Source organism: Oceanisphaera submarina, assembly GCF_046521305.1.
Classification (GTDB): domain Bacteria; phylum Pseudomonadota; class Gammaproteobacteria; order Enterobacterales; family Aeromonadaceae; genus Oceanimonas; species Oceanimonas submarina.
Genome location: NZ_JBKGFN010000033.1, coordinates 1 through 928 on the forward strand (window position 1 = coordinate 1; position 928 = coordinate 928).

Below are 928 nucleotides of genomic sequence, written 5' to 3' on the forward strand. Positions count from 1 at the left end.
GCTATGTATTCACGTGACGATACTGCACTGAATGCAGTGGGTTTCCCCATTCGGATATTACGGACTCAAGCGCTTCTTACCAGCTCATCCGTACTTAACGCAGGTTAGCACGTCCTTCATCGCCTCTGACTGCCAAGGCATCCACCGTGTACGCTTAGTCACTTAACCATACAACCCCAAGAAGTGTGTATGTGCACCCGAAGGTACCCACAGCACTGACTTCAGCGAGGTTATAACGCATCAGTGACTGATGCTTACAACATATTTCGCCAAGAAGTTCCAAGACACTTGCGTATCAAGAACTACAAATTATTTCTATCAGCTTTCCAGATTGTTAAAGAGCGTGACTTCGAAAAAGTCAAAGTGATACATTGCGTTACAATGTATGACTTTGACGTCTTTGATGTGGTTCAGGCTGAGCTAAATGGTGGAGCTAAGCGGGGTCGAACCGCTGACCTCCTGCGTGCAAGGCAGGCGCTCTCCCAGCTGAGCTATAGCCCCATTTAGTTCTTAGCTTTTATTTATCTTTACACTATTTACATAATGTTTAGCTAAACACCAAATCGATGGCGAAACGAGGAATGAGCTGAGGACGTTTAGTTCACTAAACGACGATGCTCATGACGTTGTGTCGACAAGATTTGGTGGGTCTGAGTGGATTTGAACCACCGACCTCACCCTTATCAGGGGTGCGCTCTAACCAACTGAGCTACAGACCCAAAACCTTTGTGGCTTGCTCTCAATCGACCTCACCCTACTCTTCATTCAGAGAAGTGGGGTGCCAACCAACTGAGCTACAGACCCAAACCTGTTTTGTAACGCGTTAGCATCACAAAATCGCATCAGCTTTCACTCATGCGATAAGTCACTCTTTCATATCAAGCAAACTGTGTGAACACTCAACAGACGTTGAGATTAAGGTAAGGAG

2 tRNA genes and 1 rRNA gene are annotated in these 928 nt (G+C 46.1%); all 3 read right to left on the bottom strand.

The features are described 5' to 3' along the window. Positions 1–168, bottom strand: a 23S ribosomal RNA gene (locus ACLEIV_RS16845); the annotation flags it as partial. A 257-nt stretch (positions 169–425) separates the two neighbouring features. After that, positions 426–501 (bottom strand) — tRNA-Ala (locus ACLEIV_RS16850). A 141-nt stretch (positions 502–642) separates the two neighbouring features. Beyond that, positions 643–719, bottom strand: a tRNA-Ile gene (locus ACLEIV_RS16855). Between the last annotated feature and the right edge of the window lie 209 nt (positions 720–928).